This is a genomic window from Vineibacter terrae (genome assembly GCF_008039615.1).
Lineage (GTDB): Bacteria > Pseudomonadota > Alphaproteobacteria > Reyranellales > Reyranellaceae > Vineibacter > Vineibacter terrae.
This window is the reverse complement of the sequence record NZ_VDUZ01000003.1, coordinates 31,432-54,879: the sequence shown is the minus strand read 5'-3', so window position 1 is coordinate 54,879 and position 23,448 is coordinate 31,432. Positions and strand designations below refer to the sequence as shown.

Below are 23,448 nucleotides of genomic sequence, written 5' to 3'. Positions count from 1 at the left end.
TCAGGACGCGACGGCCGGCTGGGGCGGGCGCGTCGACGGTCCGGGCGGCAAGCCTTCGAGGAAGCGCACGACCTCCTGTGTGAAGACGTCGTTGACGTCGCCTGCCACCATGTGGCCGGCGCCGCGCACATCGACATAGGTCGCGTGCGGCACCAGGTCGATGAACGCGCGCGCCGCCTCCTGCGACACCAGCTCGCTGGAGCCGCCACGGACCAGCAGCACCGGCACCTCGATGCGCGCCGCGGCGATGGACAGCCGCTGCTCGCGTCCCGAGTCGTCGCGGGTCTGGCGGTCGTGCACGAAGGCAGGATCGTAGTGCCACCGGTAGCGGCCGTCGTCGCCCAGCCGCAGGTTCTTGCGCAAGCCCTCGACGCTGCGCGGCCGCGGCCGGTGCGGCAGATAGGCCGCGACCGCGTCAGCCGCCTCGTCCACCGATGAGAACCCGGTATCGATATGCGAAGCCATGAAGCCGCGGATCCGCGCCACGCCCTGCGGGTCCACCTTGGGCGTGATATCGACCAGGACCAGCGCCGCCGCCACCGACTGCGGCGCATCGCCCTCCGCCAGCAGGCTGGAGATGCCGCCCAGCGAGGCGCCGATCAGGATCGGCTTGGCCGCCTGCATCTGCGCCAGCGTGCGCACATCGGCCGCGAAGCGATCCATGCCGTAGTCGCCATCCGCCGACCAGCCGCTGTCACCATGGCCGCGCAGGTCGACGGACAGCGCATGGTAGCCCTGCGCCGCCAGCGTCTGCGCCGTGCGCTTCCAGGCATGCCGGGTCTGGCCGCCACCATGCAGCAGGATCGCCGGCGGCGCGTCCGGCGCCCCCCAGGCATCGGCAATCAGCTCGACGCCATCGGACATGCGGAACCGCTTCATGCTGGCCTCAGCCTCATCGTCACTGCGCATCGCTACCCTTCTCCCATGGCCGCACGGCCTGCTCGACGTCGTCCAGGGCCTGCTCGATGGTGCGGAAAGCCCGTTCGCAGGCCGCCAGATCCGCCGGCGCGATCGCAGCGAGCATGCGCCGCTGGATGGCGCCGCTTGTACGCGCGGCCCGCTTCTCCAGATCCCGGCCAGCCGGCGTCAGATAGATGCCGCGCGCCCGGCGATCGGCATCGGTCTCGCGGCGTTCGATCAGCCCGCGCCGTTCCAGGCCGTCGAGCAGCCGCACCAGCGACGGCCCTTCGATGCCCAGCGCCGCAGCCAGCTCCTTCTGGCGCACGCCCTCGCCCAGGCGGCCGACATAGACCAGCGGCCGCCACGTCGCCTCGGTCAGCCCCAGCACCCGCAGCTCGGCGTCCACGGCCTGCCGCAGCCGGCGTGCGATCCGCGCCACCTGGAACCCGAAGTCGATCGGGCGCGGCTTGCCCGTGCTCGTCATGGCATAAAGATAGCAAGCTACCTATTTAACTGCAATGTGCCGTTGCCGACGGCAGGCAAATCCGCCCCGTCACTGCCGTCAATTTTTCTATCCGTCACGCCAAGTTCTTTTTTGCAGACGGCTGCCATGGCGAGGCGATAAGGTCGCCGCCCTTGCGATCAAAAAGAGGATGGAAACGGCCAATGACAGCGGTCAAGCGTATGGCAGGCGGCGCGGTGGTTCTGGGGCTGGCGCTGGCAGTGGCGGGCACGGCGCAGGCCGGCGCGGTGCTCGACAAGATCAAGGAGCGCGGCGAGATCGTCGCCTGCATCAAGGTCGATTACCGTCCCTTCGGCTTCCGCGACCCGTCCGGCACCATGATCGGGCTGGAGCATGACCTTGTCGATGACATCCAGGTGCGGCTGACGGCAGCGCTGGGCAAGCCGATCAAGGTGCAGCGCATCCCGGTGATCGCCGCCAACCGCGTGCAGTTCCTCGAGCAGGGCAAGTGCGACATGCTGATGGCGACGATGACCGACACGCCGGAGCGGCGCCGGCTCATCCATATCGTCGAGCCCAACTACTATGCCTCGGGCATCACCGTCATGGCCAAGAAGTCGACCCCGATCAAGAAGTGGGACGACATCCGCGGCCAGACGCTGTGCACCAGCCAGGGCGCGTTCTGGAACAAGGAGTATGAGCGCAAGTACGAGCTCAAGCTGCTGGCTTTCGCCGGCATCGCCGAATCGGAGCAGGCGCTGCGCGATGGCCGCTGCATCGGGTCGCTGACCGACGACTCGCTGGCCGCCTCCCGCCTCACCGACAAGGAGATCTGGGGCGACTACGAGATCAAGCTACCCACCCAGGACACCAAGCCCTGGGGCCTGGCGGTGCAGCACGGCGACAACGAGCTGTTCAAGATCATGACCGACGCGTCGATCGACTGGCACAAGACCGGCAAGATCGTCGAGCTGGAGAAGAAATGGGGCATCGTGCCTACCGACTTCGTCAAGGACATGCACGAGAAGTACAAGGCGAAGTAGCCTTACACCGTCATCCCGAGCGCAGCGAGGGATCTTCCGCGAGCGGAGATCCGCAGCCGGGAGATCCCTCGCTACGCTCGGGATGACGGATCGGTCAGCGAGGGCTTGAGCGCGTTCGGGGGTGTGCGTGGAGTCGATCCAGGCGTGGTTCCGCCGGCTGTACGACGAGACCGGCATCAATCTCACGATCTTCTATGATCCATGGGACGGGCTGAAGTACCTCAAGGGCATCGGGCTCACGATTGAGCTGGCCGTCCTGTCCGTCCTGCTCTCGCTGGTCGTCGGCGTCGTCGGCGCCTGGCTGCAGGGCGTGCGCTTCGCGCCCTTGCGCTGGCTGGTCTACGGCTACATCCAGTTCTTCCGCAACACGCCGCCGCTGGCGCAGCTCTACTTCTTCTACTTCGGCCTGGGCGCCCTGGTGCCCACGACGACCAACGCTTTCGGCCTGGCCGAGCCGATCCTGAACAACTTCCAGTGGGCGGTGATCGCGTTGTCGTTCTTCGCCGGCGCGTTCAACGTCGAGATCTTCCGATCGGGCATCGAGGCCGTGCCGCACACCACCGTCGAGGCGGCGCGCGCGCTCGGCTACAGCCGGCTGAAATCCTACATCCACATCGTGCTGCCGCTGGCGATCCGCATCTGCCTGCCGTCGCTCAACAACAACCTCGTGAACCTGGTCAAGACCACGGCCATCGCCTACGCCATCGCCGTGCCCGAGGCGCTGTACGTCGCCAACCAGCTGTGGAGCGACAACCTCAACGTGCCCGAGATGATGAACGTGGTGCTGGTGACCTACCTGACCCTGGTCGGGCTGTTCGTGTTCGGCGTCAGCCGCATCGAGCGGGCGCTGCACGTGCCGGGATACACGCCATCATGAGCGGATCGAGGTTCTTCTCCTCGCCCCGCTGGGGGAGCACGCCCCGTGCCACCCTGTTCTGCCGCGACACCGGCCTGCCTTTCGTCGATCTGCGCTGGCCGGCCGGCATCCTGATCGTGGCGACGTTCCTGCTGGTGGCGTTCAATGCCGACGCCCAGAGCGGCGCCGCGCGCAGCAGCGTCTACGCCATCCTGTGGAAATGGACGCCGCTGCTGTTCCAGGGCTTCTGCCTCAACCTGCTGATGAGCGCGCTGGCGATGGCGTTCGGCACCATCCTGGGCGCGCTCCTGGGGCTGGCGCAGATCTCGCTGCTGCCGCCGGTGCGCACCGGATCATGGGCGCTGACCCAGGTCCTGCGCAACTCGCCGTGGCTGGTGACGATCTTCTACATCATGTACCTCGTGCCGTTCGAGGTGAAGATCGGCGGCACGGTCATCCCCCTGCCCGACTGGATCAAGGCCACCTTCGGCTTCACCCTGCCGGTGATGGCCAATGTCTCGGAGATCGTGCGCGGCGCGATCCGCTCGATCCCGGCCACGCAATGGGAAGCCGCCCGGTCGCTCGCCTTCACGCGCCGCCAGACGCTGTGGATGATCATCATCCCGCAGTGCCTCAAGCGGATGCTGCCGCCGTGGATGAACCTGTACTCCATCCTGACCATGGGCACCGTGCTGGCCAATATCGTCGGCGTCTCGGAGTCGCTCACCATCGTGCGCGACGTCCTGGCGTCGGAGCGCCGGACCGACCTGCTGATGCCGATGTATGCCTACATCCTGGTCTGGTTCTTCCTGTACATCTACCCGATCAGCGTCGCCACCGTGCGGCTCGAGCGCAAATGGTCGGTGAAGGGGTGATGGCGATGGACAAGGCCCTCAAGGAGCCGCAGGTGGTCATCACCGATGTGCACAAGTCCTTCGGCACGGTGCAGGTGCTGAAGGGTGTGTCGATGTCGGTGCGCAAATCGGAGGTGGTCTGCATCATCGGTCCCTCAGGATCGGGCAAGTCGACCCTGCTGCGCTGCATCAACGCCCTGGTTCCGATCGACAAGGGCTCGATCAAGGTGGACGGCATCGAGGTCAACGACCCCAAGCTGGACGAGCTCGCCTTGCGCCGCCGTGTCGGCATCGTGTTCCAGAGCTACAATCTTTTTCCGCACCGCACGGCGCTGCAGAACATCATGATGGCGCCGGTGCACGTGCTGCGCCAGGACAAGGCCGAGGTCGAGGCGCGTGCCCGCAAGCTGCTGGCCAAGGTGCGGCTCAGCGAGAAGGCCGATTCCTATCCCGGCGAGCTATCGGGCGGCCAGCAGCAGCGCGTCGCCATCGCCCGAAGCCTGTGCATGATGCCCGACGTGATGATGTTCGACGAGGTCACCGCCGCGCTCGACCCGGAAACGGTCAAGGAGGTCCTCAACACGATCCGCGAGCTGGCCGCCGAGGGCATGACCTGCATCCTGGTGACCCACGAGATGGGCTTCGCACGCGAGGTCGCCGACACGGTCCACTTCACCGATCACGGCCGCATCGTGGAATCGGGGGACGCCAAGGCGTTCTTCACCAGCGCCTCGGACCCGCGCACCCGCGAGTTCCTGACCCAGGTGCTGTGATGGCGCGCGGCTACTCGCTGGCGGCGCTGCTGCGCCATGCCCTATCCGGACACCGCGACTGGCCGGCGGCCTGGCGCATGCCGGAGCCCAAGGCATCCTATGACGTGATCATCATCGGCGGCGGCGGGCATGGGCTGGCCACCGCCTACTACCTCGCCAAGAACCACGGCATCACCAACGTCGCCGTGCTCGAGAAAGGCTGGATCGGCGGCGGCAACACGGCGCGCAACACAACGATCATCCGCTCGAACTACCAGCAGGACGGCAACGCGCGGTTCTACGAGCATTCGGTCAAGCTGTGGGAAGGCCTCAGCCGCGACCTGAACTTCAACGTGATGTTCAGTCAGCGCGGCATGATCAACCTCTTCCATACGACGGCCGAGCGCGACAGTTGGGTGCGGCGCTACAACTCGATGCGCCTGAACGGCATCGACGCGGCGGTGCTGGGCACCGCCGAGATCGCGGCCCTCGTCCCCGACCTGGACCTGTCGCCGCACGGCCGCCATCCCGTGCTGGGCGGCGTGATCCAGCGCCGCGCCGGCGTCGCCCGCCATGACGCCGTCGCCTGGGGCTTCGGCCGCGCCGCTGACCAGCGTGGCGTGGACATCATCCAGAACTGCGCCGTGACCGGCATCGTGCGCGAAGGCGGCCGCGTCGTGGGCGTCGAGACCACGCGCGGCCGCATCCTGGCTCGCAAGGTGGCGTCATGCGTCGCCGGCAACTCCTCGCGCATCGGCGAGATGGCCGGACTGCGCCTGCCGATCGAAAGCCATCTGCTGCAGGCCATGGTGAGCGAGCCGGTCAAACCGTTCCTGAACGTCGTGCTGTCGTCGGGCGCGCACCGCGTCTATGTCAGCCAGACCGACAAGGGCGAGGTGCTGATCGGCGGCCGGCTGGACGGCTACAACTCCTACTCCCAGCGCGGCAGCCTGCCGGTGATCGAGGAGATCGCTGCGGGCGCCGCCGCGCTGCTGCCGCGGCTGAAGCGGCTGCGCCTGATGCGCAGCTGGGCCGGCCTGGTAGACATGACCATGGACGGCAGCGCCATCATCTCCAAGACGCCGGTCGAGGGCTTCTACCTCAACGGCGGCTGGTGCTACGGCGGCTTCAAGGCCACCCCGGCGTCGGGCTGGTGCTTCGCGCATCTGATCGCCAACGACGCGCCGCATCCCCTGGCCGAGCGCCACCGTCTGGACCGCTTCACCACCGGCCACACCATCAACGAACGTGGCGCCGGCCCGGCTCCGCACCTGCATTGAGAGGCTGAGATGCTCTCCATACGCTGTCCGGTATGCGGCCCGCGTGATGAGGACGAATTCGTCTTCGGCGGCGATGCCTCGGCCGTTCGTCCCGCCGACCCGATGGCGTGCGACGACCAAGCCTGGACCGCCTTCCTCTATCGCCGCGACAACCCTGCCGGCCCGCATGACGAGCTGTGGTTCCATCGCTTCGGCTGCCGCCGTTGGCTGAGGGTGCGGCGCGACACGCGCAGCCACGCCATCGTGGCGCCACCGCTTCTGGCCGAGGATGCAGGCGCGCCGTGACCCAGCCCTTCCGCCTGCCCGGCGGCGACCGCATCGACCGCTCGCAGCCGCTGGCCTTCACCTTCGACGGCCGTGCCTATGAAGGCTATGCCGGCGACACGCTGGCCTCGGCCCTGATCGCCAACGGCGTGCACCTTGTGAGCCGCAGCTTCAAGTACCACCGCCCGCGCGGCATCGTCGGCCTGGGCGCCGAGGAATCCAATGCGCTGCTGCGCATCGGCACCGGCGATCGTGCCGAGCCCAACATGCGTGCGACCACGGTGGCGCTGACCGACGGGCTGGTGGCGCAGAGCCAGAACCGCTGGCCGTCATTGCGCTTCGATCTCGGCCAGGCCGCGGACCTGCTCTCGCGCCTGCTGCCGGCCGGCTTTTACTATAAGACCTTCATGGGCCCGGGCGACGCCTGGATGGTCTACGAGCCCTACATCCGGCGCGCCGCCGGCCTGGGCCGGCCGCCCGATGGCGCCGATCCGGATCCCTACGACAAACGCCATGCGCACGCCGACGTGCTGATCGCCGGCGGCGGCTTGGCTGGCCTGGCAGCGGCGCTGGCCGCGGGCAGGCGCGGCGAGCGCGTGATCCTGGCCGACGAGGATATCACTCTCGGCGGCGCCCCCTTCGCTGGCGGCGAGATGGTCGAAGGGCTGCCCGTCGCCGACTGGATCGCCGGCACTGCGGCCAAGCTGTCGGCCATGGGCAATGTGCGCGTGCTGACCCGCACCACCGTCGTCGGCACCTATGATCACGGCTTCGCCGTCCTGGTCGAGAGCACGGAGCGTGCCGGCCTGCGCTGCCGGCTCTGGAAGGTGCGCGCCAGGCGGCTGGTCCTGGCCACCGGCGCGATCGAGCGGCCGCTGGTGTTCCCCGGCAACGACCGGCCCGGCGTCATGATGGCGTCCGCCGCCCTGGGCTACATCACGCGCTACGCCGCCGCGCCCGGCCGGCGGCTCGCCATCGTCACCAACAACGACGGCGCCTACCGCACCGCCGCTTCCCTGCACGATTCAGGTGTCGCGATCGCCGCTGTCCTCGATATCCGCAACGACGTCGATCCTGCGGCGCAAGAAGCAGCGCGGCAGCGCGCGATCCCGATCCATGGCGGCGCCGTCATCACGCGGGTGGACGGCCGGCAGCGTGTCACCGGCCTGCGCTGGAGCGCCGCGGGCGGCGGCGGGCGTCTGGCCTGCGATGGCCTGTGCATGTCGGGCGGCTGGATCCCGACCATCCACCTGCACTCGCAGACCCGCGGCACGCTGCGCTACGACGAGGCCGCGCACGCCTTTCTGCCCGACCGTCCCATCGAGGGCGTGCGCAGCGTCGGCGCCTGCGCCGGCACGTTCGATGCGGCCGACGCCGTGGCGCACGGCACCGCCGCGGGCAACGACGCCACGCCGGCGGCGCCATTGCGGCGCGCGGCGCCAGCAGCGCCGATATCAGTCGAGCAGGCGTTCCAGGGCGGCGGCCGCAAGAGCTTCGTGGATTTCCAGAACGACGTGACCGCCGCCGATATCCGGCTGGCGGCGCGCGAGGGCTATCGCTCCGTCGAGCACCTCAAGCGCTACACCACGCTGGGCATGGGCACCGACCAGGGCAAGCTGGGCGGCCTCAACGGGCTCAGCCTGCTTGCCGCCGAGCTGGGCTGCGCGCCTAGCGACGTCGGTACAACCACCTTCCGGCCGCCCTACACGCCGGTGCCGTTCGGCGCCCTGATCGGACGCGACCACGGCGAGGGGCTGCAGCCGTCGCGCTACACGGCTCTGCACGACTGGCACGCCGCGCATGGCGCCGTGTTCAACCAGGCCGGATCCTGGGTGCGGCCGCTGTTCTACCGCCGTGACGGCGAGAGCGACCTCGACGCCGTCAATCGCGAGGTGATGGCGGTGCGCCGCAATGTCGGCGTCATCGACGTGGCGACCCTGGGCAAGCTGGATATCCAGGGGCCGGACGCGGCCGAGCTGCTGGACCGCCTCTACACCAACAGCTGGAAGAAGCTCGCGGTCGGCCGCAGCCGCTACGGCATCATGCTGCGCGAGGACGGCATGGTGTTCGATGACGGCGTCACTGCGCGCCTGGGCGAGCAGCACTATCTGATGAGCACCACGACCGGCAATGCCGAGGCCGTGGTCGAGCATATCGAGCTGCTGCTGCGCACGGCATGGCGCGGCCTGCGCGTGTTCGTGACACCCGTCACCGAGCAATGGTTCGCAGCCGCGCTGGCCGGCCCCAACGCGCGCCGCGTGCTGGCGCGCGTCGCCGACGGCATCGACGTCACGGACAAGGCAATGCCGCACATGTCGGTGCGCTGCGGCCGTGTCGCCGGCCTGACGGCAAGGGTCTTCCGCCTGAGCTTCTCGGGCGAGCTGTCCTACGAGATCAACGTGCCGTCAGCGGACGGGCCGGCGCTATGGCAGCGCCTGCTGGATGCCGGCCGCGTCGATGACCTCATGGTCTATGGCACCGAGTCGATGGGCGTGCTGCGCATCGAGAAAGGCCATGTCGTGGTCGGCCGGGAGGCGGATGGCCGCGCCACGCCGGACGACCTGGGCCTGGCCAAGCTGTGCGCCACGACCAAGGACTATGTCGGCCGTCGCTCGCTGTCGCTGCCGGCGCTGATCGAGCCGGGCCGCAAGCAGCTCGTCGGCCTCGTGGTCGAGCGCGCGGATGACCGGCTGCCCGTGGGCGCCCATGTCGTGGCCGAGGGCCGCGCCGGGCCGCAGGAGTCGCTGGGCTTCATCACCTCGCAGGCCTACAGCCCGACCTTGGGCCGGCCGATTGCCCTGGCGCTGGTCAAGGCGGGCCGCGATCGCATGGGCCAGCGTCTGTTCGCGACGTCACCCACCGCCAGCACCAGCGTCGCGGTGATGGTGAGCGAGCCCGTCTTCGTCGATCCGGAAGGAAAGCGCCTCCATGCCTGAGTCCCCTGTCGCGGGCGTGCGGCTGCAAACGGTCGAGGGCATTGCCCTCACCGTGCTGCGCGGCCGTGGCGACGATGCCGCCTTCATCGCCGGTGCGGCACGCTGGCTGGGCCAGGACCTGCCCGACTCCTATAACGAGATGTCGCGCCGCGGCGACGCCAGCATCTGCCGGCTGGGGCCCGATGAATGGCTGGTGATCGGCGTCAGGCCAGAAGGCGACCCGCCATCGCCCGTGATCGCCGTCGATGTCTCCTCGGCCCGATCGGTCCTGCGGCTCGACGGTCCCGGCGCCGCCGACCTGCTGGCCACCGGCTGCGCGCTCGACCTTGACGGTGGCGCGCTGTCCCGCGGCCGCTTCGCGCAAGCCCGGCTCGGTGCCTTCGCCGTGCTACTGCTGGCTCCGCGCGACCGTGATGGCGCCATCGACATCCTCGTCGCCCGCAGCTACGCCCGCAGCCTGACGGCGTGGCTCACACCCGGCTCCTCTCCTTAGATAACAAAAATCAGCCCCGCGGCGTGGCGTTGCGGGTTCCCGGCGCCGGGGGCGTTTCCGGCGGACCGGCGAAGCATTGCGCGATGCTCATCCAGTGCCGCGCCACGTCGCCGCTCACCACGAGGTCGGTGTCGGCGACGTTGCGGGTCTGCGTCACGACCTGGCAGAACGCCAGCACGCTGCCGCTGACGGCATTGCCGGTATCCGGCGCCGGCCATTCCCAGGCCGGACCGAAGCCGTTCTCCAGCCGCACGGACGGCATCGTCTGCGGCACGTCCAGGCCGCGGTTGCGATAGGCCCAGCCGAAGGTGCGCACACCCAGCTCGGCGATGTTGCGGATGCGCGGCGACGGCGCCGGCCGGGTGATGCCGAGCAGGTCGTAGATCGCCTGGGCATGGGACCAGATCTCCATCTGCCGCGCGGTCGCGAACATGCGCAGGCCCATGTCCGGCCCGACCCATGTCAGCCGCGCATCCGGCGCCTTGGCTCCCAGGGCATCGCACAGGTCCGACAGGACCTGGCGCCAGCGCGCCAGCAGCGCGGCGCCGGTCAGGCCGTCCATGCGCTGCCGCGTCTCCTCGAGGCGGCTGAGCCCCGCTTCCCGCCGGGCCCTGATCTCGGCATGCAGCGCCGCGAAGGCGGCGGCATCCGTGGCCGATGCCAGTCCCAGGAGGTCGCTGACATGCAGGTGCTGAACGATGTCGTTCACCGTCCACGCCTTGAACTGCGTCGGCCGGCTCCAGTCGTCGGCTGCCAGCGGCGCCAGCAGGCGGTGCAGCTCGTCCGCCTCGTCGCGCAGATCCGTCACCTGTTGCAGCATGGTCCGTCCCCTCAGCCGTCGCCACCTTGCCTCTTACGCAGGCGCAAGGCGCGTGGCCAGCGTCTTGCAGCCGGGCATCCGCATTGCGACGTTGACAGTTTCGATCTGCAAGCCACACTCGCGCGGCAGGCTCCCGCGCGGTAGCCCGCACGGGGGCGCCTTCCGCTGCGCCGCTCTTCTTGCGCAAGACGGGGGTGCCGTGAGCCTGACCGACCTGACACTGACCGAGCTGGCCGCGGCGCTGGCGCGCAAGCAGACTTCGGCGCGCGAGATCACCGATGCCTTCCTGGACCGCATCGAGAAGGCCGACAGCACGCTGCACGCCTTCACGGAGGTCTATGCCGCCGATGCGCGCGCGATCGCCGACGGCGCCGACCGGACGCGCTCGGCCGACCTGCCGCACGGGAAGCTGCTGGGCCTGCCGACCGCGATCAAGGATCTGTGCGACATCAAGGACCGGGTCGGCACCACCGGATCGCGGATGTGGGCCGAACGTCGCGCCACCGAGACATCGGCCACCGTCGAACGCCTGCTGGCTGCCGGCATGGTGCCGCTGGGCAAGCTCCACATGGTGGAGTTCGCATTCGGCGGCTGGGGCACCAATCCGCTGATGGGCGCGCCGCGCAATCCCTGGGACCTCGCCGTGCACCGCTGCGCCGGCGGCTCCTCGAGCGGAACCGGCGTGGCGGTCGCGGCCCGGCTCGCACCCGCCGGCATCGGCAGCGACACCGGCGGCTCGGTGCGGATCCCGTCGGCCTTCAACGGCCTGATCGGGCTGAAGGTGACGTTCGGCCGGATCTCGCTGCACGGCACCGGCCTGCTGAGCTGGACGCTGGACTCGATCGGGCCCATGGGCCGCTCGGTCGAGGACTGCGCCCTGCTGCTGCAGACGCTGGCAGGCCCCGATGTGCGCGACCCGGCGACCCTGCACCAGCCGGCCGATGATTTCGTGGCCGCGGTCGGGCGTCCGGTCAAAGGCATGCGTGTCGCCCTGCCGGATGCGGATCAGCTGCCGGCCTTCATGCACGCGGGCGTCGTCGCCGCCTGGCAACAGGCTGCGCGCACGTTCGAGCAACTGGGCGCGGTGGTCGAGACGGTCCGCCTGCCCGACTGGTACTTCGACCTGTCGGTCCCGGCAGGCACCATCATCGCCTCGGAGGCGTTCTCGCTGCACCGCGGCTGGATCGAGGATGAACGGCAGCCGATCGGTCCGGTGGTGCGCCAGCGCGTGCTCAACGCGAAGCATTTCCCGCCGGCCGCCTATGCCGAGACACTGCGCGACATGCACCAGCGCCGCCGCATCTTCGCGCAATGGCTCCATCCCTTCGATGCGGTCCTGCTGCCGACGGTGGCGATCCCCGCGATCTCTCTGACAGAGATCGAGGAGATGTCGCCGATCCCGGGCTACCTGACCCGGCCGGCGAACTATCTCGGCCTGTGCGGCCTCGCGATGCCGTCCGGCTTCGTCGATGGCCTGCCGGTCAGCATCCAGATCGTCGGCAAGCCCTACGCCGAGGCCACCGTGCTGGCGCTGGGCAAGGCGTTCCAGGACGCCACCGGCTTCAACAGCCGCAAGCCCGACCTGGCGGCACTCGGCCTCTAGCGCACCGCACGAGCCGCTGCCATGGCGACAGCCACGCCCTCGTCGCGAACCGCCGACCGCGAACGCGCCGACCGGATCTACTTCACGCTGGCGGCGCTGCTGGGCGGCATCGTCATCGTCTACTTCGCCTGCGTGCCGCTGCTGGGCGGCAACCTCGCCTTCCACTTCTACCTGATGCTGTGGATCACCATGGCCTCGGGCTTCAACGTCTCGTCCGGGTTTTCCGGATACATGCCCTTCGGCTACGTCGCCTTCTACGGCGTCGGCGCCTTCACCACCGCGATCCTGGTCAAGAAGGTGGGCATGCCCGTGCTGGCCACCTTGCCGCTGGCCGGCCTTGCCGGCCTGATCCTGGCGCTGCTGTTCGCGCCGACGCTGCGCCTGTCAGGCATCTACTTCGCCATCGTCAGCCTGGCGCTGGCGGCGATCTGCCGGCTGGTGATCACCAACATGCCCGAGACGATCACCGGCGGCAGCTTCGGGCTGCAGCTGGGCAGCCATGCCGAGCCGGTGCTGTCGTTCTACGTCATGATGGTGGTGATGCTGGTGGCGCTGGGCACCATCCTGTGGCTGTCGCGCTCGCGGCTGGGCAAGGCGCTGCGCGCGGTGCGCGACGACGCCGAGGCCGCCGACATGATGGGCATCAACATCGCCCGGGTCCGCCTGCAGGGCTGGCTGATCGCAGCCTTCTTCCCCGCGGTCTGCGGCGGCGTCGAGGCCTGGTACACCAACGTCGTCGATACCGAGACCGCCTTCAACACGCTGATCACCGCCAAGACGGTGATCTACGCCGTTGCCGGTGGCCTGGGTACCGTCACCGGGCCGGTTGTCGGCGCCATCGCCATGGTCTGGCTGGACGAGCTGATCTGGCGGCGCTTCCCGCTGCTCAACCTGCTGATCCTCGGGCTGGCCACGGTGCTGCTGGTGCTGTTCCTGCCGCGCGGCATCGTCGGCACGGTCCTGCGCTGGCGCCCCGGCTGGCGTCGCTTCGTGCCCTGAGGCGCCGCCATGGAGATCCTGGTCCTCAACGGCATCGTGAACGGGCTGGTCGTGGGCGGCGTCTATGCCCTGATCGGCATGAGCCTCACCCTGCTCTACGGCGTGCTGCGGGTCGTCAACTTCGCGCACGGCGAGATGGTGATCGGCGGCTCGTTCCTGGCCTATGTGCTGTTCCATGCCGCCGGCATCCCGCCGCTGCTGGCCTTGCCGGTCGCGGCGGTGTCGTTCTTCGCCCTGGGCTATGTCGCCTACTACCTGCTGATCCCGCGGCTGGCGCGCAGCGACGATCCGGAAAGCATGTCGTTCCTGATGATGTACGGCGTGTCGATCGCGCTCGCGGCGCTGATGCTGCTGCTGTTCGAGGCGGATTCCCGGTCGATCGACTACACGTTCAACCCGATCTCCATGAAGATCGGACCTGTGTACGTCTCGACCGCCCGGGTCGTGGCGCTTGCCATCACCATCGTCGTGTCCGCCGCCGTCGGCCTGTTCCTGTTCGCCACCCTGCCTGGCAAGGCCTTGCGCGCCGCGATCATGAACCGCGAGGCGATCCAGATCATGGGCGTCGACATCGTGCGCCTGTCGGCCTTCGCCTTCGCGCTGGCCACCGGGCTGGCGGGCATAACGGGCGTGCTGGTGGCCCTGGTCTTCCCTGCCTTCAACGCCTTCTCCGGCCCGGAATATTCCATCATCGGCTTCATCGTCATCGTGCTGGGCGGGCTGGGCAATCCCATCGGCGCCCTGCTGGCCGGCGTGGCCTACGGCCTGGTCGAGCAGCTGGCGACGGTGTTCCTGCCGCAGGCACTGGCCCAGATCGTGGGCTTCGGCCTGCTGGTGGCGGTGATCCTGTTCCGCAATGCCGGGTTCATGCGCTGGCGGGTCGGCCGATGAGCAAGCTCGACGTCGACGGGCTCGTCAAGCGCTTCGGCGGCCTGGTGGCGCTCGACGGCGTCGCCTTCGCCGCCGCGCCGGGCGAGGTGCTGGGGATCATCGGCGTGAACGGCGCCGGCAAGACCACCCTGATGAACTGCATCTGCGGCATCTATCGCCCCGACGCCGGCACCATCCACCTCGATGGCGCCGTCGTGACCGGCATGGCGCCGCACGACATCGCCACGCGCGGCGTGGGTCGCACCTTCCAGGTGCCGCGCGTGTTCCGCCGCATGTCGCTGATCGACAACCTGCTGGTGCCGGTCCTCAAGCGCCGGGCACCGGACAGGACGCTGATCGAGGCGGCCGAGGCGATGCTCGAGCGCATGCGGCTCATCGACCTGCGCCACAACTTCGCCGAGGAGCTGTCGGGCGGACAGCAGAAGCTGCTGGAGATGGCCCGCATGCTGATGCCGGAACCCAAGGTCGTGATGCTCGACGAGCCGTTCGCCGGGGTGCATCCGACATTGTGCCGCTTCATGATCGAGCAGATCGAGGCCATGGCCGCGGCGCACACGACCGTGCTGCTGATCAGCCACGACCTGACGTCGATCTACCGGCTGTCGAGCCGCGTGCTGGCCCTGAACCAGGGCCGCGTGATCGCCGACGGCGGCGTGGACGCGATCCGCGGCAACCCCGCGGTGATCGAAGCCTATCTCGGATCGTGAGGCGCCGATGCCCGACGACATCGTGATGGAGCTGCGCCAGGTGAGTGTCGCCTACCACGGCGACATACGGATCCTGCAGGAGCTGTCGCTGGCCGTCCGGGCCGGGAAGATCACCGGCATCATCGGCCCCAACGGCGCCGGCAAGTCGACGGCGCTCAAGACCCTCTATGGCCTGCTGCGGCCGATCGAGGGCGACGTGCTGATCGACGGCGCCGTCGTGACCGGCCTGCCGCCATGGCGCTTCATCGATCGCGGGATCGCGATGGTGCCGCAGAATCGCAGCCTCTTCAACGAGCTGTCGGTCGAGGACAATCTGCGGCTGGCCTGCTGGTCGTTCCGGCGTGACCGTGCCCGCGTCGAGGCGGCGCTGGAGCGCGCCTACACGCAGTTCCCGATCCTGAAGGAGCGCCGCAAGCAGCCCGCCGGCGCCATGAGCGGCGGCCAGCAGCGGTTCCTGGAGCTTGGCCGGGCGCTGGCATTGAAGCCCCGCGTGGTGCTGCTCGACGAGCCCACGGCGATGATCGCGCCGCGGCTCAGCACCGAGATCTACGAGTTCATCCACGGCCTGCCGGCGCAGGGCATCACCGTGGTGCTGGTCGACCAGAACGTGCGCCAGTGCGTGCGCATCGCCGACCACCTCTACGTGCTGGAGCTGGGCCGCAACAAGGTCGACGGCGCGACGGCGGACTTTGCACAGGACGAGCAGCTCCGTAATCTGATCGCCGAATGGGTCGATTACCGCATCGATGCCTGAACAAGAACCTATCCACGGGAGGACGTCATGAAGCGGCGCACATTTCTGATGACGACAACAGCCTCGGCCCTGGCGACCGGCGCCGGCGCAGCGCTGGCGCAAGCCGAGCCGCCGATCCGGATCGGCATGACGGTGTCGTCGACCGGCACGTTCGCCCTGGCGGCGCAGTCCGGGCTGCGCGGCGTCGAGATCTGGGTCGATGACGTCAACGCCCGCGGCGGCATCGAGATCGGCGGCAAGAAGCGCAAGGTCGAGCTGGTGAAGCTCGACGACCGCAGCGACAAGACGACCGTTCCCAAGGTCTACGAGACGCTGATCAAGGACGAGAAGGTCGACCTGCTGTTCGGGCCGTTCGGCTCGACCCTGACGGCAGCCGCGGTCAACGCCACGGAGACCGCCGGCAAGTTCATGGTGATCTGGTCGGCATCGGCCGATTCGATCTACGCCCAGGGCTTCAAGCACATCATCTCGGCGACCCAGATCGCCGGCTCGCTGCTCGGCCAGCCCGGCGTGCGGGCCATCCATGCCCTGGGCGCCAAGAAGATCGCCTTCGCCTATCTCGACGAGCCGTTCCCCGCCTCGCTGACGCAGGGTGCCGCCGACCTCGCCAAGCAGCTCGGCATGGAAATCACCATGAACGAGAAGTTCGCCAAGGGCACGAAGGACTTCAACATCCTGATCCAGAAGGCCAGGGCCAGCGGCGCCGATGCGTTCTACCCGACCGCCTATGAAGGCGACCAGATGACCATCGCGCGCCAGCTGCGCGAGGCCAACGTGAACTTCAAGGCGGTCTATCTCGTCTACGGCTCGCAGCCGCAGTTCCTGCAGCAGGCCGGCAAGGATGCCGACTACATCCTGAGCCAGACGCTCCTGCACGAGAAGATCAACTGGAAGGTGACGCACGGCCTGAACCGGGCGCAGATGATGGAGCGCTACGGCAAGCTGTTCCCCAACGCGCAGTACGCCGCCGACTTCCAGACCGCGCTGGCCTACGGCGCCGGCGTCGTGACGGAAGAGGTCATCAAGGCCGCCCAGTCGCTGGAGGCCGCCAAGCTCAAGGAGGCGGCGCTCAAGCTCAACGACAAGATCGTGACGGTCACCGGCGAGTACCAGATCGACCAGACCGGCAAGCAGTTCAAGAACGCCTTCTCCATCATGCAGAACCTGCCGGGCGGCGGCCTCGAGGTGGTCTACCCGCCGCAGGTCGCCACGGCCAAGGCGGTCTACCCCGCCCCGGCCTTCGACCAGCGCAAGTAGCCTCAACATCATCCCTCCCCGGCCTTGCTGGGGAGGTGCCCCGAAGGGGCGGAGGGGAGCCGACGTGGTCTCAGTTACCAAGACCTCGTCGGCTCCCCCTCCGGCCTCCGGCCACCTCCCCCAACTGCGTTGGGGGAGGGCACGATGCCTCAGAGGCTCACGAACACCTTGAAGCCGCCATAGACCATGCGCTTGCCGTCGAAGGGCGGGTTCTTCGGATCCATCATCGATGCCAGGCGTGGGTCCTTCATCACCTTGGCGTTGATGCGGTCGCGCTGGGCGCGCGACTTGTAGACGATCCAGGCGAAGACCACGACCTCGTCGGGCTTCAGCTTGACGCCCTGCGGAAACGACGTGACCTTGCCCGGCTTCACGTCATCGGCGACGCATTCGCGATACTCCAGCGCCCCATGCTCGCGCCACACCTTGCCGGCCTTCTGCGACATGCGCCGATAGGCTGCCAGGTTCTTCTTCGGCACCGGGACAACGAATCCGTCGACATACGCCATGTAAATCCCTCCAGTGAACGCGCGACCAGGACCGTCGCCGACCCGGCGCTTCTCCAAGGACGCTCGCGACGCTGGCCTCCCGACAGGGACGCCTGCTTTTTTTCAGGCACGCCGCGGCACGTTGAGGTTGACCGTGACGTTCTTGCGCTGGGTGAAACTGTCGAGCATGCCCTCGAGCGAGAACTCGCGGCCGATGCCGCTCTGCTTGTAGCCGCCATAGGAGTGTCCCGGCGTCTGGCCCAGGCCCTGGTTGACCTGCACCCAGCCCGACTCGATGGCGTGCGCGGCGCGCAGGCCGACGCCGATGTCATGCGTCCAGACATAGGCGGCCAGCCCGTAATGGCTGTCGTTGGCCATGCGAATGACCGCGTCCTCGTCGGTCCAGCGGATCGCCACCAGCACCGGTCCGAAGATCTCCTCGCGCGCCAGCCGCCAGTCGTTGGATGCGTCGGCGAATACCGTCGGGATGGCGTAGTAGCCTTCGCTCAGCGGCCCGCTCTTGGGCGGCAGCCCGCCGAACACCAGCCGCGCGTCGCTGCGCCTGAGGCCCTCCTCGACATAGCCGCAGACCTTGCCGAACTGCCTGGCGTTGATGATGGTGCCGATGTCGCTCGCCTCGTCGAGCGGGTCGCCGAGCTTCAGCGCCGCCGTCTTCTTGCCCAGCCTGTCGAGGAACGAATCGAAGATGTCGGCGTGCAGGAAGAGCCGCGATCCGGCGGTGCAGGACTGGCTCTGGCGCGTGAAGCGCATGGCCGCGATGATGCCGTCCACCACCCAGTCCTCCCCGGCATCGGGGTAGACGATCGACGGGCTCTTGCCGCCCAGCTCGAGCGACACCGGCACGATGCGCTCGGCCGCGGCGCGCATCACGATCTTGCCGACCTCGGTCGAGCCGGTGAACGACAGCTTGCGGATCGCGGGATGGTTGGCGAGCGGCCCGCCGCATTCGTCGCCCAGTCCGGTCAGGACGTTGAGCACGCCCGGTGGCAGGAGCTCCTGGCAGATCTCGGCCATCAGCAGCACGCCCAGCGGCGCGTCCTCGGCCGCCTTCAGCACCAGCGTGTTGCCGGCGCACAGCGCCGGCGCGATCTTGAGCGCGCCCAGCAGCACCGGGGCGTTCCACGGGATGATGGCGCCCACCACGCCCAGGGGCTCGCGCCGCGTGTAGCTCAGCACATGCTCGCCCAGCGGGATGGTCTCGCCCTTCAGCTCGCTCGCCAGGCCGCCGAAATAGCGGAAGATGTCGGCCGCGCCGCGCGCTTCGGGCCGCGCCTGCGTGCGCAGCGCATTGCCGGTCTCGAGCGCGATCAGGCGCCCCATCTCCTCGGCGCGCGCTTCCATCGCGTCTGCGATCTTGAGCAGCAGCTTGCCGCGCTCGCGCGGCACGACCCGGCTCCAGCCCGGGAAAGCCTTGCTGGCCGCCGCCACGGCGCGCTCGACATCGGCCGCGCCGCCGCGCGGCACCTCGGCGACGGCCGTGCGCCGGGCCGGATTCTCGACCGCGATCCGGCCGTTCGACGCCGCGCCCACCCATTGGCCGTCGATCAGCATGCCCTTGGGCTGCGGCGTCGGGACAGGCGGGAGGGACTGCGGTTGCGCGATCGCGGACATGGGGACCTTCCTTGCGTGCCGGACAGGCGCCGCGACCATGCCGCAGCGCCCTGTCCATCAGGATGTCATGATGCCGCCAGTGTGGTCCGGCCGCGCCGTGGAGACAAGAGGCCCAGGTCGATGCCGCCTACGCCACCATGTCCCGGTCGATCGGGCGCCACGCCAGGGACCGGGCCTGCAGCCGCTCGAGCAGCATGTCGGTGCCCAGCACGACCACGGTCACGATGACGATGCCGGTGAACACGCCGACCGTGTCGGCCTGCTGGCGCGCATTCTCGATGTAGAAGCCCAGGCCACGGTCGCCGACCAGGAACTCGCCCACGATGGTCGCCCCCAGGGCGCGCGGCAGCGCCAGCTTCAGGCCGGCGAACAGATAGGGCTGGATCCCGGGCCAGTAGACCTTGCGCACGATCTGCAGCGGCGCGGCCCCCATCACGCGCGCCATCGTGATCAGCCGGCCGTCGACGGCGCGCAGGCCGGCGAAGACGGCGATGAAGATGATGTAGAACACCATCGCCGCGCCGATCACCACCTTCGGCGCCATGTTGATGCCGAACCACAGGATCAGCAGCGGCACCAGGGCGAAGAGCGGGATGCCCATCGACGTCATGACGTAGGGCTCGATCGCCAGCGCCAGGCGGCTCGACAGCCGCAGCATCACCGACAGCAGGACGCCGCACACGGTGCCGATCACGAACCCCAGCCCGGCCGCTTCGCCGGTGATGGCCAGGTGGCCGAAGATCTCACCCCCGGCGGTCACCTCGTACAGGCGCTGCAGGACCGCCAGCAGCGAGGGGATGAACAGGTCCCCCAGCGCCCAGTGGCCCCACTGCCAAGCCGCCAGGACGCCCAGCAGGAGCAGGACACGCCCGGCCAGGACCGTGCGGCGCGCCGTCATCGCACCTGCTCGCGGATCGCATCGTGCAGGGCGGCAAAGCCCTCCTGCCGGGCGGCAGCGTGCACATCGCGCGGCCGCGGCAGCGCGATGCTGTGCGCGCCCGCGATGCGCGTCGGCGGCCGCGACAGGATCAGCGTGCGGTCGCCCAGCACGATCGCCTCGGCGATGTCGTGGGTGACGAAGATGATGGTCTTGCGCCGCATCGACCACAGGCGCAGCAGGTCCTCCTGCAGCTGGGCCCGCGTCTGCGCATCCAGCGCCCCGAACGGCTCGTCCATCAGGATGATCGGCGGATCGTACAGCAGCGTGCGGATCAGGGCGCAGCGCTTGCGCATGCCGCCGGACAGCTCATGCGGATAGTGCCGCTCGAACCCGGCGAGGCCGACGGCCGCCATCAGCTCCCCGGCGCGCGCGCGGCCCTGCGCATCGGCCCCGCCCCGCAGCTCCAGGGGAAAGAGCACGTTGTCCAGCGTCGTGCGCCAGGGCAGCAGGTTGTCCTCCTGGGTCACGTAGCCGATCTGACGGTCGAAGCCCGGCCGCAGGACCGTGGACCGCGGCGAGGAGATCGTGCGGCCGCGGAACGCGATCTCGCCTTCGCTCGGGGTGTCGACCTGCGCGATGAGGTTGAGCAATGTCGACTTGCCGGCGCCCGACGGGCCGATCATGGTCACGAACTCGCCTTCGGCGACCGTGAACGTCAGCCCACGGATGATCCAGAACGGCTGGGCGTTACGCTCACGCGGCGGGAAGAATTTCCCGACGTCCTGGACCCTCAGCAGCGGCTCTTCCATCTAGAACTCTCCGGACGCCGCGCCGGCGGCGAAGCCCGAGCGCGGGCGCCAGCGCAACAGCCACCTCTCGAGCGCATTGACCACTGAATTGGCGCCGACGACGATGGCGGTCGTGGCGACCACCGCCGCGATCATCGTCCTGGCATCGAAGTTCGACGCGCCGAGCTGCACCAGGTAGCCCAGCCCGCGATTGGACGAGATCAGCTCGGCGATGACGGCGGCGCCGATGGCGTAGGGCGTCGCGGTGCGGATGCCGGCGAACACGAACGGCACCGCCCCCGGCAGGATGACATGCCGCGCCACCTGCATCTCCGAAGCACCCAGGATCTGGGCCATCCGCACCAGCTTGAGGTCGAGCGCGCGCACGCCCGCTTCGACGTTGAAGAACACCAGGAAGAAGGTGGCGGCGGCCACCACCGCGACCTTGGATTCGATGCCGATCCCGAACCACAGGATGAAGAGCGGCGCCAGCGCCAGCTTCGGCAGCCCGTAGCCCGCCACCATGAACGGCATGATGGTGGCGGACACGATCGGCAGGCGCCGCAGCAGGAACGGCAACAGCAGGCCCGGGACGCCGCCCAGCACGAAGCCGTAGCCGGCCGCGCGCAGTGTGTAGGCGGCATGGCGGGCCAGCTCGCCGCTGGCCGCCAGCTCGCCGAGCCGCTGCAGCGTCTGCCACGGCGAGCTCAGCCAGTAGGTGCCGGCCGCCATGTGGGCGACCTGCCAGAGCAGCAGCAGGCCGACACCAACGACGACGCGATCAACGACGGTCCGCACCCGGCTAGTCATGACAGCGGACCGTGGCGCCGAACCGACGGCAGCGCATCACTTGGTGAAGTCGTTGGTGTAGATCTTGCTCAGCGGCTCGATCCGCTCCGCCGGCGTCATCAGCCCGGCACCGATGCTGTACTCCTGGGTGTTGCGCATTGCCTGCTCCGACACCGTGAGCGACGGATTGGAGGAAGCGGCGATCAGCTTGAAGGAGGCCGCCAGCATGTCCGGTGGCACCTGCGCGAAGCGCGGCTTGATGACCGCGAGCATGGCGTCCGGCTCCTTCTGCATCTTCTCGACCGCGGTCTTCAGCGAAGCGACGATCTTCTGGCAGATCGAGCGCTTCTCGGTGCAGAAGGTCTGCCGGGTGATGATCAGGTTGAAGGCGAAGGGGTTGAGCTCAGGCGCATCGAGCTCGGGGTTGCGGATCAGGACGATGCCGCCGTCCTTGACCGCCATGGTGGTGAACGGATCGGTGAAGATGAAGGCATCCACCGTGCCCGACTTCAGCGCCGACAGCATGTTGGGCGGCTGCATGCTGGTGACGACCACGTCCTTCTCGGGATCCAGCCCCACCTTCTTGGAGATGTAGCGCAGGTAGCCGTGCGGCAGGCCGTTGACGGTATCGACGGCCACGGTCATGCCCTTCAGCGCCATCACCCGCTTGGCGAAGTCGCCCTCCGCCGAAACCTTGTGCTTCTCCAGGCTCGCCTTGCTGACGATGGCCTCCAGCAGCAGCTTGTCGATGGTGTTGGCGATGGCCAGCATCGGCTGGCCGCGCGCCGCCGTGCGCAGCACCGAGCCGCCGGCGATGCTGGCGAAATCGGCGCTGCCCGCCAGGACCGCGTTGGCCGCGCCGGGGCCGGCCACCATCACCAGCTTCACGTCGAGCTGGTTGGCCTTGAAGATCCCGGTGTCGGCCGCGATGTAGATGGGCGCGAACAGCACGGCATTGGCCGGGATGGCCATCGTCGTGCTCTCCACCTGCGCCGCCGCACGTTCCCCCGGTGCCGCGACCGCGAGCAGCACCGCCAGTGCCGCAGCGGCACGCGTCAATCGATTGATCACCCCATCCTCCCGTTGCAATGGATGATTTGTGCAGTGGATGACTTGCGCAGGGTGCGCGCCACGCACTGGCGCGCACCGGGCAGTCAGCGCTCCGCCACGATCTCGTTCTTCAGCACGCCGATGCGCGAGATCTCGACCTCGATGGCGTCGCCCGGCTTCATGAAAAGTGGCGGCTTGCGCGCGAAGCCGACGCCTTCGGGCGTGCCGGTCGAGATGACGTCGCCGGCGACGAGCGGCGTGAAGGCGGACACATACGCGATGAGCGCCGGCACATCGAAGATGAGGTCGTCCAGGCGCCCGTGCTGGACCTCCTGCCCGTTCAGCCTCGTCGTCAGCGTCAGATCGCCGACATCCGGCACCTCGTCGCGGGTCACGATCCACGGGCCGATGCCGCCGGTGGCGACGAAGTTCTTCCCCGCCGTGACGGAGTGCTTGAGCTGGATGTCGCGCACCGAGCCGTCGTTGAAGCACGTATAGCCCAGCACGTGCTGCATCGCGTCGGCGGCGGCGATGTGGCGGCCGGGCTTGCCGATCACCAGCGCCAGCTCACCCTCGAAGTCGAACGCCGTCGAGATGCGCGGGCACACCATGCCGCCGCCATGCGGCACCATGGTGTTGGCAAGCCGCAGGAACAGGCTGGGCTGCTCCGGCACCTTGAGTCCCGCCTCCGCGGCATGCTTGCGGTAGTTGAGGCCGACGCAGATGATCTTGTCGGGATCGGTGATCGGCGGCAGCAGCGTGGCGTCGGCCAGCGCGATATCGGCAGCGCTGCCCTCCAGGTCGCGCAGCTGCGGCAGCGCCTGCGCCACGGCAGCCCGCAGCGTGGGATAGCGCTCGCCCAGGCGCCGACCGACATCGACGATGCCGTCGCCCTGCACCAGCCCGAAGGATGCGCGGCCCGCGGCCGAATAGCTGACAAGCTTCATGA

At 68.7% G+C, this 23,448-nt stretch carries 24 protein-coding genes; 14 read left to right on the top strand and 10 right to left on the bottom strand.

The genetic code is table 11. From position 1 onward, the window contains the following. Positions 1-909, bottom strand: coding sequence for an alpha/beta fold hydrolase (locus FHP25_RS03355; RefSeq protein WP_218578151.1), 909 nt, complete (start codon positions 907-909; stop codon positions 1-3). Then, positions 899-1,384 carry a MarR family winged helix-turn-helix transcriptional regulator gene (locus FHP25_RS03350; protein ID WP_147845483.1) on the bottom strand — a complete coding sequence of 162 codons (486 nt, stop codon included), beginning with the start codon at positions 1,382-1,384 and terminating at the stop codon, positions 899-901. The genes FHP25_RS03355 and FHP25_RS03350 overlap by 11 nt, the downstream gene beginning before the upstream one ends. A gap of 182 nt (positions 1,385-1,566) precedes the next feature. On the opposite strand from FHP25_RS03350, the gene FHP25_RS03345 reads away from it, so the two are divergent. The 8 genes from FHP25_RS03345 (at position 1,567) to FHP25_RS03310 (ending at position 9,841) form a co-directional block, all read left to right on the top strand. Beyond that, the gene (locus FHP25_RS03345) at positions 1,567-2,406 is read left to right on the top strand and encodes a transporter substrate-binding domain-containing protein (protein ID WP_147845482.1); all 840 of its coding nucleotides are present in this window, start codon (positions 1,567-1,569) and stop codon (positions 2,404-2,406) included. A gap of 127 nt (positions 2,407-2,533) precedes the next feature. Then, complete coding sequence (locus FHP25_RS03340; protein WP_147845481.1) at positions 2,534-3,283, top strand: amino acid ABC transporter permease; 750 nt, start codon at positions 2,534-2,536, stop codon at positions 3,281-3,283. After that, a complete protein-coding gene (locus FHP25_RS03335; protein ID WP_147845480.1) occupies positions 3,280-4,137 on the top strand; it encodes an amino acid ABC transporter permease in 858 nt (285 codons plus the stop codon). Before FHP25_RS03340 ends, FHP25_RS03335 begins: the two co-directional genes overlap by 4 nt. Then, a complete protein-coding gene (locus FHP25_RS03330) occupies positions 4,137-4,889 on the top strand; it encodes an amino acid ABC transporter ATP-binding protein (RefSeq protein ID WP_147845675.1) in 753 nt (250 codons plus the stop codon). The genes FHP25_RS03335 and FHP25_RS03330 overlap by 1 nt, the downstream gene beginning before the upstream one ends. Further along, positions 4,889-6,148: a sarcosine oxidase subunit beta family protein gene (locus tag FHP25_RS03325; RefSeq protein ID WP_147845479.1), complete on the top strand. Its 1,260-nt coding sequence runs from the start codon at positions 4,889-4,891 to the stop codon at positions 6,146-6,148. The genes FHP25_RS03330 and FHP25_RS03325 overlap by 1 nt, the downstream gene beginning before the upstream one ends. A gap of 9 nt (positions 6,149-6,157) precedes the next feature. Beyond that, entirely contained in the window at positions 6,158-6,433 is a 276-nt protein-coding gene (locus tag FHP25_RS03320; protein ID WP_147845478.1) for a sarcosine oxidase subunit delta, read from the top strand. Then, positions 6,430-9,348, top strand: a complete 2,919-nt coding sequence (locus FHP25_RS03315) for a sarcosine oxidase subunit alpha family protein (protein ID WP_147845477.1) — start codon at positions 6,430-6,432, stop codon at positions 9,346-9,348. Before FHP25_RS03320 ends, FHP25_RS03315 begins: the two co-directional genes overlap by 4 nt. Beyond that, on the top strand, positions 9,341-9,841 hold the full coding sequence (locus tag FHP25_RS03310; RefSeq protein WP_147845476.1) for a sarcosine oxidase subunit gamma: 501 nt from the start codon (positions 9,341-9,343) through the stop codon (positions 9,839-9,841). Before FHP25_RS03315 ends, FHP25_RS03310 begins: the two co-directional genes overlap by 8 nt. Before the next feature lie 10 nt (positions 9,842-9,851). Here the strand turns inward: FHP25_RS03310 and FHP25_RS03305 are convergent, their stop codons facing one another. Continuing rightward, positions 9,852-10,661, bottom strand: a complete 810-nt coding sequence (locus FHP25_RS03305) for a TIGR03084 family metal-binding protein (protein WP_147845475.1) — start codon at positions 10,659-10,661, stop codon at positions 9,852-9,854. A 199-nt stretch (positions 10,662-10,860) separates the two neighbouring features. On the opposite strand from FHP25_RS03305, the gene FHP25_RS03300 reads away from it, so the two are divergent. From FHP25_RS03300 to FHP25_RS03275, 6 genes are read left to right on the top strand one after another with little or no spacing between them, the layout of a single operon-like run. Then, positions 10,861-12,264, top strand: coding sequence for an amidase (locus FHP25_RS03300; protein ID WP_218578150.1), 1,404 nt, complete (start codon positions 10,861-10,863; stop codon positions 12,262-12,264). A 21-nt stretch (positions 12,265-12,285) separates the two neighbouring features. Next, on the top strand, positions 12,286-13,263 hold the full coding sequence (locus tag FHP25_RS03295; RefSeq protein ID WP_147845473.1) for a branched-chain amino acid ABC transporter permease: 978 nt from the start codon (positions 12,286-12,288) through the stop codon (positions 13,261-13,263). A 9-nt stretch (positions 13,264-13,272) separates the two neighbouring features. Next, positions 13,273-14,154 (top strand): branched-chain amino acid ABC transporter permease, encoded by an 882-nt coding sequence (locus tag FHP25_RS03290; RefSeq protein WP_147845472.1) that lies wholly within the window; start codon positions 13,273-13,275, stop codon positions 14,152-14,154. Further along, positions 14,151-14,861: an ABC transporter ATP-binding protein gene (locus FHP25_RS03285; protein WP_147845471.1), complete on the top strand. Its 711-nt coding sequence runs from the start codon at positions 14,151-14,153 to the stop codon at positions 14,859-14,861. Before FHP25_RS03290 ends, FHP25_RS03285 begins: the two co-directional genes overlap by 4 nt. Positions 14,862-14,868: 7 nt before the next feature. Beyond that, positions 14,869-15,615 (top strand): ABC transporter ATP-binding protein, encoded by a 747-nt coding sequence (locus tag FHP25_RS03280; RefSeq protein ID WP_231712192.1) that lies wholly within the window; start codon positions 14,869-14,871, stop codon positions 15,613-15,615. A gap of 27 nt (positions 15,616-15,642) precedes the next feature. Next, on the top strand, positions 15,643-16,872 hold the full coding sequence (locus tag FHP25_RS03275; protein ID WP_147845470.1) for an amino acid ABC transporter substrate-binding protein: 1,230 nt from the start codon (positions 15,643-15,645) through the stop codon (positions 16,870-16,872). Positions 16,873-17,021: 149 nt separating this feature from the next. On the opposite strand, the gene FHP25_RS03270 is transcribed toward FHP25_RS03275, so the two are convergent. The 7 genes from FHP25_RS03270 to FHP25_RS03240 form a co-directional block, all read right to left on the bottom strand. Continuing rightward, on the bottom strand, positions 17,022-17,381 hold the full coding sequence (locus FHP25_RS03270) for a DUF1428 domain-containing protein (protein ID WP_147845469.1): 360 nt from the start codon (positions 17,379-17,381) through the stop codon (positions 17,022-17,024). 102 nt (positions 17,382-17,483) lie between these two features. Continuing rightward, positions 17,484-18,992: an aldehyde dehydrogenase family protein gene (locus FHP25_RS03265; protein ID WP_147845468.1), complete on the bottom strand. Its 1,509-nt coding sequence runs from the start codon at positions 18,990-18,992 to the stop codon at positions 17,484-17,486. A 127-nt stretch (positions 18,993-19,119) separates the two neighbouring features. Further along, the gene (locus FHP25_RS03260; RefSeq protein ID WP_147845467.1) at positions 19,120-19,890 is read right to left on the bottom strand and encodes an ABC transporter permease; all 771 of its coding nucleotides are present in this window, start codon (positions 19,888-19,890) and stop codon (positions 19,120-19,122) included. After that, positions 19,887-20,681 carry an ABC transporter ATP-binding protein gene (locus FHP25_RS03255; protein ID WP_147845466.1) on the bottom strand — a complete coding sequence of 265 codons (795 nt, stop codon included), beginning with the start codon at positions 20,679-20,681 and terminating at the stop codon, positions 19,887-19,889. Before FHP25_RS03255 ends, FHP25_RS03260 begins: the two co-directional genes overlap by 4 nt. Continuing rightward, complete coding sequence (locus FHP25_RS03250) at positions 20,682-21,470, bottom strand: ABC transporter permease (RefSeq protein ID WP_147845465.1); 789 nt, start codon at positions 21,468-21,470, stop codon at positions 20,682-20,684. A gap of 36 nt (positions 21,471-21,506) precedes the next feature. Next, positions 21,507-22,520, bottom strand: a complete 1,014-nt coding sequence (locus tag FHP25_RS03245) for an ABC transporter substrate-binding protein (RefSeq protein ID WP_147845464.1) — start codon at positions 22,518-22,520, stop codon at positions 21,507-21,509. Between the two features lie 83 nt (positions 22,521-22,603). Next, the gene (locus FHP25_RS03240; RefSeq protein WP_147845463.1) at positions 22,604-23,446 is read right to left on the bottom strand and encodes a fumarylacetoacetate hydrolase family protein; all 843 of its coding nucleotides are present in this window, start codon (positions 23,444-23,446) and stop codon (positions 22,604-22,606) included. Between the last annotated feature and the right edge of the window lie 2 nt (positions 23,447-23,448).